Annotated in this window: 14 protein-coding genes and 1 pseudogene; 5 read left to right on the forward strand and 10 right to left on the reverse strand. The window is 65.8% G+C overall.

Features of this window, described 5'->3' with window-relative positions; genetic code table 11:
• Positions 1-261: 261 nt before the first annotated feature.
• Positions 262-622 (forward strand): annotated as a pseudogene (locus BMI01S_RS02930) (LysR family transcriptional regulator); the annotation flags it as partial.
• Between the two features lie 125 nt (positions 623-747).
• On the opposite strand, the gene BMI01S_RS02935 reads toward BMI01S_RS02930, so the two are convergent.
• The 4 genes from BMI01S_RS02935 to hcp all read right to left on the reverse strand — a co-directional run bounded on the left by BMI01S_RS02935 (position 748) and on the right by hcp (position 5259).
• Positions 748-1719, reverse strand: coding sequence for a threo-3-hydroxy-L-aspartate ammonia-lyase (locus BMI01S_RS02935; RefSeq protein ID WP_028230041.1), 972 nt, complete (start codon positions 1717-1719; stop codon positions 748-750).
• Positions 1716-2384 (reverse strand): helix-turn-helix transcriptional regulator, encoded by a 669-nt coding sequence (locus tag BMI01S_RS02940; protein ID WP_036044221.1) that lies wholly within the window; start codon positions 2382-2384, stop codon positions 1716-1718. Before BMI01S_RS02940 ends, BMI01S_RS02935 begins: the two co-directional genes overlap by 4 nt.
• Before the next feature lie 167 nt (positions 2385-2551).
• A complete protein-coding gene (locus tag BMI01S_RS02945; protein ID WP_028230040.1) occupies positions 2552-3574 on the reverse strand; it encodes a 2Fe-2S iron-sulfur cluster binding domain-containing protein in 1023 nt (340 codons plus the stop codon).
• A 17-nt stretch (positions 3575-3591) separates the two neighbouring features.
• Positions 3592-5259 carry a hydroxylamine reductase gene (gene hcp / locus BMI01S_RS02950; protein WP_028230039.1) on the reverse strand — a complete coding sequence of 556 codons (1668 nt, stop codon included), beginning with the start codon at positions 5257-5259 and terminating at the stop codon, positions 3592-3594.
• A gap of 322 nt (positions 5260-5581) precedes the next feature.
• On the opposite strand from hcp, the gene BMI01S_RS02955 reads away from it, so the two are divergent.
• Positions 5582-5884: a type II toxin-antitoxin system HigB family toxin gene (locus BMI01S_RS02955; protein WP_028209360.1), complete on the forward strand. Its 303-nt coding sequence runs from the start codon at positions 5582-5584 to the stop codon at positions 5882-5884.
• A gap of 5 nt (positions 5885-5889) precedes the next feature.
• Complete coding sequence (locus BMI01S_RS02960; RefSeq protein ID WP_042288227.1) at positions 5890-6294, forward strand: helix-turn-helix domain-containing protein; 405 nt, start codon at positions 5890-5892, stop codon at positions 6292-6294.
• An 83-nt stretch (positions 6295-6377) separates the two neighbouring features.
• Here the strand turns inward: BMI01S_RS02960 and BMI01S_RS02965 are convergent, their stop codons facing one another.
• Both BMI01S_RS02965 and BMI01S_RS02970 read right to left on the reverse strand, forming a co-directional pair.
• Positions 6378-6908, reverse strand: a complete 531-nt coding sequence (locus BMI01S_RS02965; RefSeq protein WP_028209359.1) for a single-stranded DNA-binding protein — start codon at positions 6906-6908, stop codon at positions 6378-6380.
• 161 nt (positions 6909-7069) lie between these two features.
• Positions 7070-8263 (reverse strand): MFS transporter, encoded by a 1194-nt coding sequence (locus tag BMI01S_RS02970; protein ID WP_306303678.1) that lies wholly within the window; start codon positions 8261-8263, stop codon positions 7070-7072.
• A 228-nt stretch (positions 8264-8491) separates the two neighbouring features.
• Between BMI01S_RS02970 and uvrA the strand changes: the two genes are divergently transcribed.
• Together uvrA and BMI01S_RS02980 are read left to right on the forward strand one after the other, a co-directional pair.
• A complete protein-coding gene (gene uvrA, locus BMI01S_RS02975; protein ID WP_028230037.1) occupies positions 8492-11383 on the forward strand; it encodes an excinuclease ABC subunit UvrA in 2892 nt (963 codons plus the stop codon).
• A gap of 113 nt (positions 11384-11496) precedes the next feature.
• Entirely contained in the window at positions 11497-12582 is a 1086-nt protein-coding gene (locus BMI01S_RS02980; protein ID WP_028209356.1) for an AI-2E family transporter, read from the forward strand.
• Positions 12583-12612: 30 nt separating this feature from the next.
• Here BMI01S_RS02980 and BMI01S_RS02985 read toward each other — a convergent pair whose 3' ends face one another.
• From BMI01S_RS02985 to narJ, 4 genes are all read right to left on the reverse strand, one after another.
• On the reverse strand, positions 12613-13335 hold the full coding sequence (locus BMI01S_RS02985) for a response regulator (RefSeq protein ID WP_028230036.1): 723 nt from the start codon (positions 13333-13335) through the stop codon (positions 12613-12615).
• A gap of 68 nt (positions 13336-13403) precedes the next feature.
• Positions 13404-15386, reverse strand: coding sequence for a type IV pili methyl-accepting chemotaxis transducer N-terminal domain-containing protein (locus BMI01S_RS02990; RefSeq protein ID WP_028230035.1), 1983 nt, complete (start codon positions 15384-15386; stop codon positions 13404-13406).
• Positions 15387-15693: 307 nt separating this feature from the next.
• Positions 15694-16377, reverse strand: a complete 684-nt coding sequence (gene narI / locus BMI01S_RS02995; protein ID WP_028230034.1) for a respiratory nitrate reductase subunit gamma — start codon at positions 16375-16377, stop codon at positions 15694-15696.
• A complete protein-coding gene (gene narJ, locus BMI01S_RS03000) occupies positions 16374-17096 on the reverse strand; it encodes a nitrate reductase molybdenum cofactor assembly chaperone (RefSeq protein WP_042288231.1) in 723 nt (240 codons plus the stop codon). The genes narI and narJ overlap by 4 nt, the downstream gene beginning before the upstream one ends.
• Positions 17097-17111 lie beyond the last annotated feature (15 nt).

The following is a 17111-nucleotide window of genomic DNA, read 5'->3' on the forward strand; positions in this document are numbered from 1 at the left end:
GGGAATGCGCAAGCAGATGTTCATGCGAGGTGGGCGAGCCGCTGCTCGATTCCCCCAAGCATCACTTGGCAGTTCCGTTTGAGCGCGTAGCCCTCCTCGGGCAGCCGTGCGACATCCGCTTGCTTGGGGGCGGCGGCAACGCATCGACGTCGTCTCGCATTGCCGAGACGACGGAGCGGAGCAGCGTCCTCACGGTGGCCTCACCGACCCACCCAAGATTCCGACTTTCCGAATCGTAACGACGCCGCTCGAGGCACAGTCATGAACGCACGTGGTTTCGATCTCGCGCAATTGCGGTCGATTGCCGTTGCGGCGGCAGGCAGCGTCTCACCCGGCGCCGAGCGGGTGTTCCTCTCACAATCATCGGTGAGCGAGCAGCTCAAGACGCTCGAAGTACGCATCGGCCACCCGCTTTTCGTGCGCAACAAGCACGATATGCGCCACGGCGGCGGGCGCGAAGCTGTTCAGTCACGCGCGCCGCGTCGTCGCGCTGTGCGACGCCGCGTTTGACGAATATGATCGGCCGCACGCTCGACGACGAGGTGCGAATCGCGATCATGGACTACTACGCCCGCACGATGTCGTCGAAACGATCTGGCGCTTCGCGAGTCAGCATCCGCGTTTCTGCTCTAGGTGATGAACGCCCGCGCCGCCCTCGCGGAACTGAGGCGCGTTCAGCCAAGGCAACCCAAGTCGGCGCCCTCGCCGACTACATCGCGACTCGCGAAACGTATCGGCCGCGACGTATCAGCCCGCCGCCTGTACCAGCTCCGCGAAGCGCAAAAGGTCCACGTTGCCCCCGGAGATGAGCACGCCCACGCGCTTGCCGCGCACATCCACCTTGCCGTGCAGCACCGCGGCCGCCGCGAGGCATCCCGTGGGTTCGACCACGATCTTCATGCGGCTCGCGAAAAACTTCATCGTGTCGACGAGTTCGGCGTCGCTCACCGTAACGATTTCGCTGACTCGCTCGCGAATCACCTCGAAGGTCAGATTGCCCAGATGCTGGGTCTGCGCGCCATCCGCGAGCGTCTTCGGTGTGTCGATATGGACGATCTTGCCCGTCTGCAGACTGCGCTGGCCGTCGTTGCCGGCCTCCGGCTCTACGCCGATCACCGCGCACGCGGGCGCGAGCGCATGCGCCGCAGTCGCGCATCCCGAAAGCAGGCCGCCGCCGCCGAGCGGCGTGAGCAACAGGTCGAGCTCGCCCGCTTCCTCGAACAGCTCCTTCGCTGCGGTGCCCTGCCCGGCCATCACGTGCGCATGGTCGTAAGGCGGAATCAGCGTGAGGCCGCGCTCGGCCGCGAGGCGCTGCCCGAGCGCCTCGCGGTCCTCCGTGTAACGGTCATAGAAGACGATCTCGCCGCCATAGCCGCGCGTGGCCCCGACTTTGACGGCAGGCGCGTCATACGGCATCACGATCACGGACTTCACGCCGAGCAGGTTTGCCGACAGTGCGATCGCCTGCGCATGGTTGCCGGACGAAAACGTGATCACGCCGCCCGCCTTCTGCTCCGGCGTGAACTGTGCAATCGCGTTGTAGGCGCCACGGAACTTGAACGCGCCCATGCGCTGGAGGTTCTCGCACTTGAAGAAAAGCTGCGCGCCCGTGCGCTCGTTCGCGGTGCGCGAAGTCAGGACCGGTGTGCGGTGCGCGACGCCGCGCAGGCGGTCGTGGGCCGCAACGACGTCTTCGAAGGTAATGGGCAACGTGCTCATATTCGTTCTTCCACAGGCAGGTAGGTGTAGACGGTCGAGCGCGCGACGCCGAGCGTGGCGGCCACGTCGGCGAGCGCATGGCGCAGGTTCAGAAGGCCGCTCGCCGCGAGTTCGCGCACGGCTTCGCGACGCTGCGCGAGCGTCATGCCGATGGGCGTGGTATTGCGCGTGGCCGCGAAACGTTCGAGCGCCTCGCGCACGCAGCCGGCGGCGCGCGGCGCGAGCGTTTCGGCCACGGGCGCGGCCGTGCTGGTCTGGATCAGTTGGCCGAGGCCTGCCGTCACCGCGCTGAGCAGAGAAACATCCATGTTCAGGCAGATGGCTGCGACGTACTCGCCCGCGCTGTTTTTCAGGCCGATCGACGTGCTCTTGGCGGGACGCCCGTCGGGAAAGCGGTTCGGATAGTTGGCCACGACTTCGGGAAAACCGGGATCGGTGATGCGCGCGAGACCCATTTCGGTGGCGGCATCGCCGACCTGCCGCCCGGACAGGTTGTTCGCGATCGCCACGACCGACCGCTCGGGCCGCATGAGATCGTGCAGCACCACTTCCACGAGCGGCGCGAGAGACTGGCCGAGCGCCGCGACGATCTTCTCGCCCTCGCGCAGCAGCAGTGCGTTTTCCTCAGATGAACGGCTGGAGCGTCTTTGGCGGGTTGGCTTCATATTGGATATTTTGACAGTAAATGACGGAATGTCAATCAAGTGAGGCCAAGGCTTCGGTTCATCGCTTTGGCAACGCCGCCCCGGACCGCGCGATGCGTGAAAAAAACCCGCCCGAAGGCGGGTTCAACAGACACGAAGAAAGACAACACATTGCGCAGCGCCGTCACTCAGACGGTGAACCGCTCGCTGACGAACTGTGCGGACGGCACCCGCGCGCGCGCCGCCATCGCCTGCGCCGCGCTCACCATGGCGGGCGGCCCGCACACATAGAGGTCCGGCGCCGGGCCGCCGGCGGCGAGCGCGGCGGCGAGTGCGTCGACCGGCGTGCTGTGTGAGCCCTGCCCTTCATCGGTCGCTTCGCGAACGCAAACTTCGACGCGCAACTGCGGCAACGCCGCCTGAAGCTCGTCCAGCGCATCGAGCATGAAAAGCTCGCTTGCGCGATTCACGCCGAAGAAGAGCCGCGCATCGTTCATCTCCTGATACTCGGCCATGCGGCGCAGCATCGACAGCACGGGCGCGAGGCCCGTTCCGCCCGCCACGAACCAGCGCGGACGCAGGCTGTCGGCGATCATGCCGAAGCCGCCTTGCGGGCCGTGCACGGCAAGCATGTCGCCGGGCTGCGCGCGCTCGCGCAGATACGCCGAAAACTCGCCTTCCGGCCGCAGCCGGATCAGAAACTCGAGGCGCCCTTCCCAGTTGCTCGTGTTGGCGAGCGAGAACGGCCGCCGCACATCGCTCCCGGGCAGGCCCAGCTCGACGAACTGGCCTGCTTCGAACTCGGCGGCGCTGCCGTTGGCATCGTCGGGTTCGAGCTGCAGTTCGAGGCGGCGCGTATCGTCGGCGATCGTCTCGAGCGCAACGATGCGCGCCCAGCGCTCGGCCACCGGCTGCAGCAGCACCTTCGAGTGGTCGTACGGCGCGGCCACGCGCAGGTCGGCCGCAGGCGTCGTACGGCACAGCAGGACCGCCCGCGGGTCGCCGGAAGGAAGCGCATCGGCGCTATGATCGCCGAGCGTGTACGCACCTTCGGTCACGGTGGCATGGCAGGCGCCGCAGCTGCCGCGCTTGCACTGCGACGGCAGCGTGATGTCCGCCGCCGCCGCCGCGCTCAGCACGTCCTGGCCCGGCGCGCACGCGAAGCCGAACGCCTGGCCGTCGCGCGTGATGAGCTCGATCTGATAACTCATGGCGTCTTCACCCGCGCTCATGCGGCCTTGCGTGCGAGCGCGGCCTCGAGGTCCGCTTTCGCCTCGCCGATCGGCGCGATGCCGAACTGCTTGACGAGGATGTCGAGGACATTCGGCGTGAGGAACGCAGGCAGCGTCGGTCCGAGATGGATGTTGCGCAGGCCGAGCGCGAGCAGCGTGAGCAGCACCGCGGCGGCCTTCTGTTCGAACCACGACACCACGAGCGTGAGCGGCAGATCGTTCACGCCGCAGTCGAAGGCCTTCGAGAGCGCAATCGCGATCTGGATCGCCGAGTAGCTGTCGTTGCACTGGCCGAGATCGAGCAGACGCGGAATGCCGCCGATGTCGCCGAACGGATGGCGGTTGAAACGGTACTTGTTGCAGCCGAGCGTCATGACGACGGTGTCGTCGGGCGCGCCCTGCGCGAATTCGGTGTAGTAGTTGCGGCCCGGCGCGGCGCCGTCGCAACCGCCGATCAGGAAGAAGTGGCGGATCTGGCCAGCCTTCACCGCGTCGATCACCTTGTCGGCCACGCCGAGCACGGTGTTGCGCGCAAAGCCGATCGTGATGGTCTCCTCGGCCGCCGTTTCGCGGAAGCCGGGCAGCGCGAGTGCAGCCTGCACGAGCGGCGCGAATGCATGATGCTCGAGATGGCGCACGCCGGCCCAGCCCACCGGCCCCGTCGTGAAGATGCGCTGACGGTACTGCGGCAGCGGCTCGATGAGGCAGTTGGACGTCATCAGGATCGGGCCGGGGAAGTTGGCGAAGTCCGATTGCTGGTCCTGCCACGCGCCGCCATAGTTGCCGGCGAGATGCGGATAAGCCTTGAGCTTCGGGTAAGCATGCGCGGGCAGCATTTCACCATGCGTGTAGACCTGCACGCCGGTGCCCTGGGTCGCTTCGAGCAGCGCTTCCAGATCGCCGAGATCGTGGCCCGAGACGAGAATCGCCTTGCCCGCGACCGGCGTCACGCGCACGGTGGTGGGCTCGGGCATGCCGAAGCGGCCCGTGTTCGCGGCGTCGAGCAGTTCCATCACTTTCAGGTTGAGGTTGCCGAGCGCGAGCGCGTGCTCGAGCAGATCACCGGCCCGCGTGGGTTCGCTCGCGAGAAAAACCAGCGCATCCTCGACGCCTGCGTAGACCTCTTCGCTCTCGTAACCGAGCACGCGTGCGTGATGCGCGTACGCGCACACGCCCTTGAGACCGTAAAGCACGAGGGCGCGCAGGCCCACAACGTCCTCGCCGACCTCCGCGAGCCCGGACCGGATGCCGACGAGCGCGGCCTGCGCCTGGAGTTCAGCCAGATCGTTGCCCGGCTGCCAGAGCGCAGCGCCGGATGGTTGAGCCGCGGCGGCGCCTTGTGCGAGCGCGAGCGCCTCGCAGGTCGCCTTGGCGCGATCGCGGTGTTGCGCGGCCTCGCGCAGCATCGCCACGAATCGGCTTGCATTGAAGTTGACGTTGGTGAGCGTTGTGAACAGCGCGTACAGAATGAAGCGGTCGGCTTCGCGATCGGGGCTGCCGAGGCTGCGCGCGAGCGCGCCATACTGTGCGATGCCCTTGGCCGCGTAGATCAGCAGGTCCTGCAGATCCGCCGTCGTGGCGTCCTTGCCGCAGTTGCCCCTGGCCGAGGCGCACCCCGGTGTGGCCTGGGTGCGGTCGGTCTGTTCACATTGATAGCAAAACACGGCTTTCTCCTTTTCCTTGTGGGATGACGGCGCGAGCTGTCATGTAAGATGCAAGATAAATGCATCTTTTAGATGGTGACGCGCCGGCGGGAGTTGTGCCGTGACAAAAATCAGGAAAAGTGGCGCTTCAGGCGCAAATGCGGTGACGTGTGCGAAAACGCCGCAGCGCTGCCGGCGGGTCGTGCTAATCGACAACACCGCTTCCCGGTGCCGCTCCGTCTTGAAAGGAGGGACATCCGAATTTGCAAAGAGGTACGACCTTTCGCCAACAGCGATGCCACGACGCTTGCAGTAGTCCCAATATGGGACTAATCTCTGCCCGATGAGAGTCGTTGCGAAAAAAGTCCTCCTGGCGTTCTGCGACAAGCATCCGGTCGCGCGGCAATCGATACTCGCATGGCACGAGGAAGCCGTTAAAGCCGTCTGGATGACACCGCAGGACATTAAGGCCAGATATTCGAGCGCGAGCTTCGTCGGACGCAACCGGGTGGTATTCAACGTCAAAGGCAACGACTACAGACTGGTCGTTGCAGTCGCCTACCGCATCGGCGTCGTCTACATCAAGTTCGTCGGAACTCATGGCGAGTACGACAGGATCGATGCTGAAACTGTAGAACTGGAGTAGCCACGATGGACATTCGCCCGATCCACAACGAACGCGATTACCACGAAGCGTTGCAGACCGTTTCGAGCCTGGTTGACGCCGACCCGGCTCCGGGCACGCCGGAAGGGGACCGCCTGGAAATCCTGGCTACCTTGGTCGAGCGCTACGAAACTGAACACTTTCCTCTCGATCTTCCCGATCCTGTCGAGGCCATCAAATTCCGGATGGAGCAGGCTGGGCTGTCGGCCAGCGACATGCAGCCGTATCTCGGCAATCTGAACAGAGTCTACGAAGTGCTCAATCGAAAACGTGGGCTAAGCCTGGCCATGATTCGTCGCCTGAATCGAGGATTGAATATCCCGGCCGAAGTACTCATCGGAGAGGAAAATTGCAGCCAGACTGCACGCGGGGAAATGAAGCGGACACAATGAAGAAGGCCGGATGGACCACACGTAACCGGTTGATTACGTCTGGTCTTCCGGCCAGCATTTGACAGGCAGCGAAAAGGTTCCGTTCAGAACGGAATATCGTCGTCCATCTCATCAAAGCCGCCGCCAGCCGGCGCGCTCGAACGGCCGCCACCGGCGCCGCCACCGCTCGAACGCGGCGCACCGCCGCCGCCCGCCGCACGACCGCCGCCGCGCGGTGCCGACGGCTCACGGCTGTAGCCGCCGTCATCGCCCGCGTCGCTGCCCATCGAGGCGCCGCCGCTGCGGCCGCCCAGCATCTGCATCTGGTCGGCGACGATTTCCGTCGAGTAACGGTCGGTGCCGTCCTGCGCCTGCCACTTGCGCGTGCGGATGCGGCCTTCGATATACACCGACGAGCCTTTCTTCAGGTACTCCGAGACGATCTCGGCCAGACGCCCGAAGAACGACACCCGGTGCCATTCGGTCATTTCCTTGAACTCGCCGGACGCCTTGTCCTTGTAACGGTCCGTCGTGGCGAGGCGGATGTTCGCCACGGCGTCGCCGCTCGGCAGATAGCGCACTTCCGGATCGGCGCCGAGGTTGCCGACGAGGATCACCTTGTTCACGGATGCCATGAATTTCTCCTGTTTGATTCCGTTGCGAGGAGCGGCCGCGCGGCACGCGCCGGCGAGCGCTTAATGCGCCTTCGCCAGTCGCAAACCGCCTCCGCGAATTGCGTTGCTTGCTGTGAACCACTGGTTCGAATAAAGGCCCGCCGGGATCAAGCCCGCTGGGTTCAAGCCCGCTTTGGCGGCGCCTTCATATTGGCCGCGATTATAAGCCAGCACAAGACGAGCCCCGAGCACGCATAGAACACGGCGCTCGCGCCGTCGTGCTTGAGCAGCCAGCCGCCCACCACGCCGCCGAGCGCGAGCCCGATCGACTGCGTGGTGTTGTACACGCCCGTGGCCGCGCCCTTGCGGTTGCCCGGCGCGAGCTTGGAAACCAGCGACGGCTGCGACGCCTCCAGGATGTTGAAGCCGAGGAAGTACACGAACAGCACGGCCGACACGATGACAAGTGTATGTGCCAGCGAGCCGAGCAACAGCTGGCCGATCAGGATAAGACCAATGGCCGATACCACGACGGCCTTCATCTTGCCCCGCTTCTCCGCGGCGATGATGGCCGGCACCATCATGACGAACGCAAGGCCCATGACCGGCAGATAAATCTTCCAGTGCGACGCGACCGGCATGCCCGCATCCACGAGCAGGCGCGGCACGACGAGAAAGAGCGCAGTTTGCGTGGCGTGCAGCACGAGCACGCCGAAATTCAGGCGCAGCAGTTCGACGTTGTGCAGCACCTCGGCGAACGGGGCGCGCACGTGCACGGGCTTCTTCGGCGAATCGGGCACGACCCAGATCACCACGCCCACCGCGAGAATCGAGAACACGCCGACGAGCGCGAACAGGCCGCTCATGCCGACCCAGTGAAACACGATCGGCGCGCCCACGATGGCCACGGCGAACGAGATGCCGATCGAGCCGCCCACCATCGCCATGGCCTTGGTGCGGTTCTCCTCGGCGGTCAGATCGGCGATGAACGCGAGCACCGCCGAAGACACCGCGCCCATGCCCTGGATGACCCGGCCGACGATGATCCACATCATGTCGTGCGCGCCCGCGGCGACGAAGCTGCCAATCGCGAAAATGACGAGGCCGGTGGCGATGACGGGCTTGCGGCCCACCATATCGGAAGCCCAGCCGTAGAAGATATAGAGAAGCGACTGCGTCACGCCGTACGCGCCGAGCGCGATACCGACCAGCAGCAGATTGTCGCCGCCGGGAATGGTTTTCGCGTAGACCGAAAACACCGGCATGATCATGAAGAGGCCCAGCATGCGCAGCGCGAAGATCGCCGCGAGCGATACGGTCGCGCGCAGCTCGGGCGCGCTCATGCGTGAGGAGGTAGCGGGTGAATTGGAGGACATCGGAGCGTTGTGTGTTTGGGCCGCAGTCAAATGCCGCAAGTACCCGCACGTTGGTAACCAGACTCAACCAGACGAAGCGCGGACCTGGCGGACGCCGCCTGACGCGCCACTTTCGGGGGCCTTGCATGTGCCGCTCCGGGCCCCTTCGAAGACCGTCAGCAAGCCGTAACGGCGGTCTGGAAAAGTCGCTATAGTAGCAGGTTTGGTTTCCCTTTCTCGCGCAGGTTCATGGAACAGATCCGTATCCGTGGGGCCCGAACCCACAACCTGAAGAACGTCAATCTGGACCTGCCGCGCCACAAGCTCGTGGTGATCACCGGGCTCTCCGGCTCGGGCAAGTCCTCGCTGGCGTTCGACACGCTCTACGCCGAAGGCCAGCGCCGCTACGTGGAGAGCCTCTCGGCCTACGCGCGCCAGTTCCTGCAGCTCATGGAGAAACCCGACGTCGATCTGATCGAGGGTCTGTCGCCGGCAATTTCCATCGAGCAAAAGGCCACCTCGCACAATCCGCGCTCCACGGTGGGCACGGTCACCGAGATCCACGACTACCTGCGGCTGCTCTACGCACGCATCGGCACGCCCTACTGCCCGGATCACGAGATTCCGCTGGAATCGCAAAGCGTCTCGCAGATGGTGGACGCCGCGCTCGCCCTGCCCGAGGAAACGAAGCTCATGATCCTCGCGCCCGTGATCGTCGACCGCAAAGGGGAGCACGCCGAACTCTTCGACGACATGCAGGCGCAGGGCTTCGTGCGCTTTCGCGTGCGCTCGGGCGGCGGCACGGCCAACGAAGGGGAAGCGAAGATCTACGAAGTCGAGTCGCTGCCCAAGCTCAAGAAGAGCGAGCGCCACACCATCGACGTGGTCGTCGACCGGCTGAAGGTGCGCCCCGACATGAAGCAGCGTCTCGCGGAGTCGTTCGAAACCGCGCTGCGCCTCTCCGACGGCCGCGCCATCGCGCTCGAAATGGACACGGACAAGGAGCATCTCTTCAGCTCGAAGTTCGCCTGCCCCATCTGCTCCTATTCGCTGCCGGAGCTGGAGCCGCGACTCTTCTCGTTCAACAACCCGATGGGCGCGTGCCCCGAATGCGACGGCCTCGGCCAGATCACGTTCTTCGATCCGAAGCGCGTGGTGGCGCACCCGTCGCTTTCGCTCGCCGCGGGCGCGGTGAAGGGCTGGGACCGGCGCAACCAGTTCTACTTCCAGATGCTGCAGAGTCTGGCCGCGTTCTACGACTTCGACATCGACACCGCGTTCGAAGACCTGCCAGAAAAGGTGCGCAAGATCCTGCTGTACGGCTCGGGCAAGCAGGAAATCCCGTTTTCGTACATCAACGAGCGCGGCCGCACCTCGGTGCGCGAGCACGTATTCGAAGGGATCATCCCGAATCTCGAGCGCCGCTACCGCGAAACCGACTCGGCCGCCGTGCGCGAGGAGCTTTCGAAATACCAGAACAACCAGGCCTGCCCGCACTGCGAAGGCACGCGCCTGCGCCGCGAAGCGCGCTTCGTGCGCATCGGTGCGAACGAGGACGCGCGCGCCATCTATGAAGTGAGCGGCTGGCCGCTGCGCGACACGCTCGGCTACTTCCAGACGCTGCGCCTCGAAGGCGCCAAGCGCGAGATCGCCGACAAGGTGGTCAAGGAAATCGTTGCGCGCCTCATGTTTCTCAACAACGTCGGGCTCGACTATCTCTCGCTCGAACGCAGCGCCGAAACGCTCTCCGGCGGCGAGGCGCAGCGCATCCGCCTCGCCTCGCAGATCGGCTCGGGCCTCACGGGCGTGATGTACGTGCTCGACGAGCCCTCCATCGGCCTGCATCAGCGCGACAACGACCGCCTCATCGCTACGCTCAAGCACCTGCGCGACCTCGGCAACTCCGTGATCGTCGTCGAGCACGACGAGGACATGATCCGCATGGCCGACTATGTGGTCGATATGGGTCCGGGCGCCGGCGAGCACGGCGGCATGGTGATCGCCCAGGGCACGCCTCAGGACATCGAGCGCGACCCGGCCTCGATGACGGGCCAGTACCTCTCGGGCGCGCGCCGCATCGACTATCCCGACGAACGCATCGAGCCCGGGGAGCGCCGCCTGCGCATCGTCGAGGCGTACGGCAACAACCTCAAGCACGTGACGCTCGACCTGCCGGTGGGGCTGCTCACCTGCGTGACGGGTGTGTCCGGCTCGGGCAAGTCCACGCTCATCAACGACACGCTGTATCACGCCGTGTCGCAGCATCTGTATGGCTCGTCGGCGGAACCGGCGCCGTTCGAGGCGATCGAGGGCCTCGAGCACTTCGACAAGGTCATCAACGTCGACCAGTCGCCGATCGGCCGCACGCCGCGCTCGAACCCGGCCACCTATACGGGCCTCTTCACGCCCATCCGCGAGTTGTTCGCGGGCGTGCCGGCGGCCAAGGAACGCGGCTACGAATCGGGCCGCTTCTCGTTCAACGTGAAGGGCGGCCGCTGCGAAAGCTGCCAGGGCGACGGCGTGCTCAAGGTGGAAATGCACTTCCTGCCGGACGTCTATGTGCCCTGCGACGTCTGCCACGGCAAGCGCTACAACCGCGAGACGCTGGAGATCCAGTACAAGGGCCGGAACATCAGCGAAGTGCTCGACATGACCGTCGAAGCCGCCTACGAGTTCTTCAAGGCCGTGCCGGTCGTGGCGCGCAAGCTCAAGACGCTGCTCGACGTGGGTCTGGGCTATATCCGCCTCGGCCAGTCGGCCACCACGCTTTCGGGCGGCGAGGCGCAGCGGGTGAAGCTTTCGCTGGAGCTTTCCAAGCGGGACACGGGCCGCACGCTGTATATACTCGATGAACCGACCACGGGCCTGCACTTCCACGACATCGCACTCCTGCTCGAAGTGATTCACCGGCTGCGAGATCAGGGCAATACGGTGGTCATCATCGAGCATAATCTCGATGTCATCAAAACCGCCGACTGGATCGTGGACATGGGCCCCGAAGGCGGCGCGGGCGGCGGCCAGATCGTGGCCCAGGGCACGCCCGAGCAGGTGGCGAAGTCGAAGGCGAGCTTTACGGGCCGCTATCTCGCGCCGCTGCTCAAGCGCCAGATAGCCGCGCTCGACACGGCCTCGGGCAAGTAAACAGGTAACCGGGCCGGCGACGGAGCCGGAAAAATTAGCAGTAGAAATGGCTGCGGCAACAACGGGCCGGGGACGCCAGCGTTCCCGAGGCCTGGAGACGGAATACACCCAAAATGGTCAAGCGCAACGAAGCGACCGAAGATAAACAGGTGCGCGACCTGCGGCCAAGGACGGTCAGGCTCACGAGCGACATGAGCCTGCCGAAGCTTTCGGCAGTGGAGATCGGCAGCTATGTGGCCGCGCTCGCCGGCATGTTCGCGGTGCTGCACCTGAACCTGCTCGGCGCGCTGCTCGCGGGGATGCTCGTGTTCCAGCTCGTCCACACCATTTCGCCGCTCATCGAGCGGCGCATGTCGAGCAGCCGGGCGCGCTGGCTTTCGGTGGTGCTGGTTTCCATCGTGATCGTGGGCGTCCTGACGGGGCTCACGGTGGGCGTGATCGAGCAGTTCGAAAGCGACGTGCCGAGCGTGCAGAAGGTCATGGCGCAGATGATGACGTTCGTCGACCAGGCGCGCGGGCGCATTCCCGAATCCATCGCGGCCTACCTGCCCGTGGATGTCGCCCAGATGAAGCTCAAGGCGCTCGCGCTGATGCACGAGCACGCCACGCAACTGGGCCAGGGCGGCAAGAGCGCCGCGCGTGTCTTCGGGCATATCGTGATCGGCATGATCATCGGCGCGATCATCGCCATTGGCGCGCAGAAGAACGCCACGCGGCTGCCGCTTTCCACGGCGTTCGTCGCGCGCGTCTCGCGTTTTGCCGACGCGTTCCGCCGCATCGTGTTTGCGCAGGTGAAGATTTCGGCGATCAACACGACGTTCACCGGCCTCTTCCTGCTGGTCGGGCTGCCGCTCTTTCACGCACCGCTGCCGCTCGCGAAGATGCTGGTCGTGGTGACCTTCGTGGTGGGTCTCCTGCCCGTGATCGGCAATCTGATCTCGAACACGCTGATCGTCGCCATCGCGCTCACCGTGAGCCTGCCCGCGGCAGTCACGGCGCTCGTCTTCCTGATCCTGATCCACAAGCTCGAATACTTCCTGAACGCACGCATCGTGGGCGGCCAGATCGAGGCGCGCACCTGGGAGCTGCTCGTCGCGATGCTGGTAATGGAAGCCGCGTTCGGCATTCAGGGCGTGATCGCCGCGCCCATTTTCTACGCGTATATCAAGCGCGAACTCATCTATCTGCGGCTCGTCTGAGCCGCTTTACCGCATGCCCGCGCGCGGCGCTCAACGCCCGCGCGGCTCGCCGCCCGCGTCCGTCATGCCGTCCTGCCCCATCGCATAGATCGCCACTTGCACCCGGCTCGTGAGATTGAGCTTGCGCAGGATGTTGCGCACGTGAATCTTCACCGTGCTCTCGGCCAGGTCGAGCGTTCGCGCAATCTCCTTGTTGCTCGCGCCGCGCGCCAGCTCGCGCACGATGTCGCGCTCGCGCGCCGTGAGCGCCTCGGCGCCCGGACGCGCGGCGCCGGGAGCGCTCGCCACGCCGGCCGCGCCGCTCGCGCCGATCCCACCGGTCGAATGGACGGGCTTGCGCATCTGCTCCACGAGCTTCGCCGTCATGTGCTCGGTGATGACCGGCTGGCCGCTCGCGGCCTTGCGGATCGCAGCCACCAGCGCGTCCGCGTCGATGCTCTTGAGCAGGAAGCCGCGCGCACCCTCGCGCATCGCGGCCGTGAGTTCGTCGGCGTCTTCGGAGACGGTGAGCATCACGACCGCCGTCCCCGGCAGATCCTCAACCAGCAGCTGCAGCGTTTCGAGCCCCGAGAGGCCGGGCATGTTCAGGTCGAGCAGGATGACATCGGGCAAGTACTGCTTGGCGCGCTTGACGCCTTCGACGCCGTCCGACGCCTCGCCCACCACTTCGAGGTCGGGCTGGCGCTGCAACAGCGCGCTCACGCCCGAGCGAAAGAGCGTGTGATCGTCGATCAGCAGGATGCGTATGGTCATGGAATCGTTATCGGTCGTAGCGTTGAGGCGAGGTCTTCCGGTTCCGGTCGGGATGCCTGCCGCCCCGTTCATGCGGCCATGCGGCTCGCGCCCGGCAGCACGAGTTCGACGCGTGCGCCGCGCCCCGGCGCGCTGTCGAGCGCGAGCACGGCGGCAAGGCGTCTCGCGCGCTCCTGCATGATGTGAAAGCCGACATGCGATTCGCCGCGTGAGGCGATCTCGGCGGGATCATAGCCCACACCATCGTCCTCGATCGTCAGGCGAAAGTCGCGTCCGTTCACGACGCTCACGTGCACGTGCAGCGCCTCCGCATGCTTGCGCGTGTTCGAGAGCGCCTCCTGCAGCACGAAGAGCACCTGCAGTTGCTGGTCGGGCGGCAGCGGCGGCCCGTCTTCGTCGCGATAGTCGAGCACCAGCTCGGCGTCCGACTGGCGCCGAAAGCGTGCGACGGTGTCCTCGACGGCGAGGCGCAGCTTGCCCGGGGCGAGCTTCGTGCGGAAATTGAGCAGCAGCTCGCGCACGTCGTCGTAGCTTTCTTCCACGCCGCCCGCGAGGAGCGGCACGATTTCGCGGATCTCGTCGAGATCGCCGCGCCCGGTGGCGCCATCGAGCAAATGCACCTGCATCTTCAGGAAGCTCAGGCCCTGGGCGATGCTGTCGTGCAGACCCTGGGCGACGAGATTGCGCTCCTCGGAGACGGCGAGCTGGCGCCCGAGCGCCACGAGACGCCGGTTCATGAGCGCCACGCCGAGATGACGGCCGAGCGTCTGGAGCAGTTGCACGCCGGAAGGCGCAATCTCGCGCTCGCGCCGGAAGTGCAGGGAAAACGTGCCCAACGTCTCGTTCTGCGCGACGATGGCCGACACCACGACACTCACGAACCCCGCCTTCAGGCAACGCTGCGCGAGCACGCTGTCTTCGCGGATGCCCGCGCCCGAGCCCTGCGGCGCCATCAGACCGAAGACGACCGGCGCCTCGGCCGAAGCGCCGCCACAGGTGCAATCGGCCGCGGGCATGCAGTGCTCGGCGCGTGTAATCGCTTCGGGCATGCCTTCGGACACCAGCAGATGCAGATTGCCGTCGTCGGGCGAGACGACGCGCACGGTGCCGCCGTCGGCGTCGAATTCGCGCATCACGCGCGTGAGGAAATCGCGGCAGACGTCTTCCGTAGCCCCCGGCGTGTTGAGGAACGCCGCCATCTCGTAGAGCGTGGCGAGTTCGCGGTTTTGCGCCGCCAGCTGCGCGGTCTTGGCGTCCACGCGTTCGGCGAGATCCCGGTACAGCGCCTGCAGCTCCGCGACCATGCGATTGAAGCCTTGCGTGAGGTGGCCGAACTCGTCGGACGTCTCGACCGGCAAACGCGTGTCGAACTCCTGCGCCTCGATGCGCGCGAGCCCTTCCTGCAAACGCTGCACGGGCGCCACGAACCATTGGTAGAGCAGATAGACGATGGCTATCGTGCCCACGCAGGAAAGCGCCGCGAGCGCGACCTGCGAGATGCGCAGCCACGCGGTCTTGCGCGCGTTCTCGCGCTCGATCAGGCTGACGAGCCCGTTTGCCTCGTCGATGAAACCGGGCAGGAGGCCGATGTACGTCGAAGGCGCTCCCGCGCCGGCGGCGAGCTCGCGCAGCGCAGCGGGCTTCAGTTGCTGGCTCCACGCCGTTGCGACGCGCTCGAACTGCGCGTGGATGCCGGCATCCGCGGGAAGGAAGAGCGGCCGCGCCGGATCGCCGTCGCGCAAGGCGAGCAGCGTCGCGTCGAGCTGGCGCATCTGCGTGTCGACTTGCGCGGGTTTGCCGGTGCGGGCCTCCCATAGCGCGATCGCCACCGCGTTGGCGCGCATGCGCAGGCTCCCGGCGTCGTTGATCGCGGCCCCGCCGCCTTCGAGCTGCCACGAGAGCCACAGTGTGCCGCTGATCATCGCGAGCACGAGCGCGAGGGCGACCGTGGAGAGCACGACGATGCGCGTGGAGAGCCGCCGCGGGAACGGCGCGGCCTGCGCGCCGGCGCTTTTGGCAGAACCTGTTGCGGAATCGGAAGACTCGGTCATGGCGGGTTAGGGAAAGCGGCTGCGCGGAAACGTCGGCGCTTGCACCTGGCACTACCTCGCATCACCAGGCATTATCTGACGGAGCACGGCGGATGGCTCGCAATGTCGTATATCGGCAGACGGCTGCGACACTATGCGGCAGGTCATCCGTCTTCCCCGGCAAGCTCAAGCCGTTGCCGTTGCGCGACCCGGTCCATGTGCATCGTAAAAGTGCGGGGAATGCGAGCGCGGCTCGCTCCCCGCGAAAGAACGGCCATCCCCACGGCCGTTCACAGGCAAGCACAGCCCGCCGCGCCCGCGCCGCTTGCTAGCGGCTACGCACGAGCTGCCAGGCGCGCGACAGATAAGTGATCGAGGCAAAGCCGCTCCACACGTGCACGAGGCGCGTGAACGGGAAGATCACGAACAGCGTCATGCCCATGAAAAGGTGCAGGCGGAAGACGAGCGGCGCGCCAGCCACATGGCTCGCCGCGTCGCCGCGGAACGTGACGATGTGCTGTGCCCAGGTCATGAGCCGCACCATCATCGCGCCGTCCATGTGGGTCGCCGATTCGCCGATCGTCGTGAGCCCGAGCAGCAGCGTGACGAGCAGCCACAGCAGCAGCACCTTGTCGCCCACGCGCGTCACGGCCGAAACGCGTGCGTTCGAAAGCCGCCGATGCAGCAGGATGGCGAGGCCCACGAGACACATCGACCCCATCACGCCGCCCGCGACCATCGCCACGAGCTGCTTGACCGCATGCGGCACGCCGAGCCAGTCCCACACCGCGACGGGCGTGAGGAGCCCGAACAGATGGCCGAAGAAGAGCCCGAGAATGCCCACGTGGAAGAGAATGTTGCCGAGCCGCAGATGCCCGCGATAGAGCAGCTGCGAGCTGTCCGCCTTCCATGTGTACTGCTCGCGCTCGAAGCGCGCGAGGCTGCCGAACAGGAAGATGGCGGCGGCAATGTAGGGATAGATGCCGAACAAAAACGGGTTGAGCGTGTTCATGGCGATTCCTTTGCGCAGGCAGCCGAGGCGGCCGAGGCAGCTGAGGTGGCTGCGGCGGTCACGGCGGCAGACCCCGCTCGCGGGTGAAAATGAACGACCTGCGGTGAATGGCTCGCGCCGAATGTGTGCATGAGCGGCTCGACGCCGTCCGCACCGGTGCCGAAGCGCTCGAGCGCCTCGTCCATGTCGCGCACGGGCGCGCCCGCGAGCGGCAGCGGCTCGACGTCGCTCAGCTGGCACAGCACCGTGAAGATGCCCGCATAGGGGCTTTCGTTCTTTTCGAGCTGATTGCCGAGCGCGGCAAGGACGTGAATCGCCTCGCCAAGCAGCGCGCTCGCCTCCTTTTCACCGATCAGGCCGAGCACTTCGAGAAAGAGCGGTACGTAGTCGGGCAGCTCGTTCGTCGCCACGTCGAGCCCATGGCTGCGGTATTCGTCGAGCAGATCGACCATCGCCTGGCCGCGTGCGCGGCTCTCGCCGTGCACGTGCTCGAAGAGATGCAGCGAGTGGCGCGGATTGCGGTCGAAAGTCGCCACGTAGTCTTCCTGCGACGCGACGAGCGAGCGAGCGCGCAGCGCCGCGATGAGCGGCGCGAGCTCGCGCGCGGCCATTGCGCCGTTCGGTGCGGCGTCGAGCGCGGCCTCGATGTCGTCGAGGGCGTCGAGCAGGGGCTGCCCGGGATAGTCAAGCAGCGCGGAAAGCACGGAATAGAGCGACATGATCGAAGTCCTCCC

It is taken from the genome of Paraburkholderia mimosarum LMG 23256 = NBRC 106338 (genome assembly GCF_000739815.1).
In the GTDB taxonomy this organism is placed as follows: domain Bacteria; phylum Pseudomonadota; class Gammaproteobacteria; order Burkholderiales; family Burkholderiaceae; genus Paraburkholderia; species Paraburkholderia mimosarum.